This window comes from Nonomuraea antri (assembly GCF_013283785.1).
Classification (GTDB): Bacteria; Actinomycetota; Actinomycetes; order Streptosporangiales; family Streptosporangiaceae; genus Nonomuraea; species Nonomuraea antri.
The window spans coordinates 1-1,158 of record NZ_JABCPZ010000559.1 but is presented as its reverse complement, the minus strand read 5'-3'; the positions used below and the strand labels follow the sequence as shown (position 1 = coordinate 1,158).

At 75.8% G+C, this 1,158-nt stretch carries 1 protein-coding gene; it reads right to left on the bottom strand.

Annotated elements, in window-relative coordinates:
• Positions 1-20 precede the first annotated feature (20 nt).
• On the bottom strand, positions 21-1,158 hold a 1,138-nt coding region (locus HII36_RS55350; RefSeq protein ID WP_173531414.1), incomplete at its 5' end, for a tetratricopeptide repeat protein.

The following is a 1,158-nucleotide window of genomic DNA, read 5'->3' as shown; positions in this document are numbered from 1 at the left end:
GTCATCTCGGACTCCTCCTCCTAGGTGGTGAGTCGGGCGTTGAGCCGGTCCGCGACCAGGCGGGCCTCCGCGTGGCCGATCTCGGTGAGGATCGTCAGCGCCGCACGCCAGGCACGCGCGGCCTCGCCGGACGCGCCCGCCGTGTCATGGGCGTCACCGAGGTGGGTGAATGTGGTGGCCAGGTTGTAGCGGTCGCCGACCCGGGTGTACAGGTCGAGCGCCCGCAGGTAGCAGGTCACGGCCTGCCGGTGGTCCCCGAGATGGTGGTGGGCGTAGCCGAGGCTGTCCCAGGTCTGGGCCTGGCCGCCGGCGTCGCCGAGCGATTCGTACAGGGTGAGCGCCTCCTCGCAGCACGCCAGGCCCTCGGCGTGGGCACCGACGCGGGCGTGGAACCAGCCGACCGCGTTGAGCGCGTCGGCCAGCCCGGCCTGGTGCCCCGCCGCCCGGTACAGCTCCAGCGCCCGGCGGGCGTGGTCGAGCGCTTCCCTGTCGCGGCCCTGCGCCTCCAGCACGGCGGCCAGGTTGCGGTGCGCGTACGCCTGCCCGGCCGTGTCGCCGAGCCGGGCGAACAGGTCGAGCGCCGCGCGCAGGTGACGGTGCGCGTCGTCGTGCCGGTCGAGCCTGGCGTACGCGCGGGCGACGCCGCGATGGGAGAGCGCCTGCCCGGCCAGGTCGCCGATCTTGACCGCGCACGACAGGGCGGTGAGCTGGCCGGCGGCCAGGTCGTGCCAGTGGCCGCGCCGGTCGAGATAGGTGGACGCGGCCCAGGCGAGCTGCCACGCGCACGACTCGAACCCGTCGGAGGCGGCCAGCTCGATCGCGGCCAGGATCGCCGGGTGCTCGGCGGCGAACCAGGCCACCGCCTGCTCCTCCCCCGCGATCGGCGCGGGCGTGACCCGGGGCTGGGACGGCGCGAGCACGGGCGGGTCGCGCAGCGGGTTGATCAGCCGGTCGGCCTGGAAGGCGGTACGCAGGTAGTGGTCGAGCAACCGGGCCACAGCGGCCCGGCCGTCACCCGCGCCACCCCGGCCGTCACTCGCGCCGTCGCGGCAGTTCAGCCGGCGGGCGCGGACGCCGTCCGGGATGCGGCCGTCGAGATCGAGGTTGGCGAGCACGATGGCGCCGGGTCGCGCCGTCGGGGACGGATCGGCCCCCGCG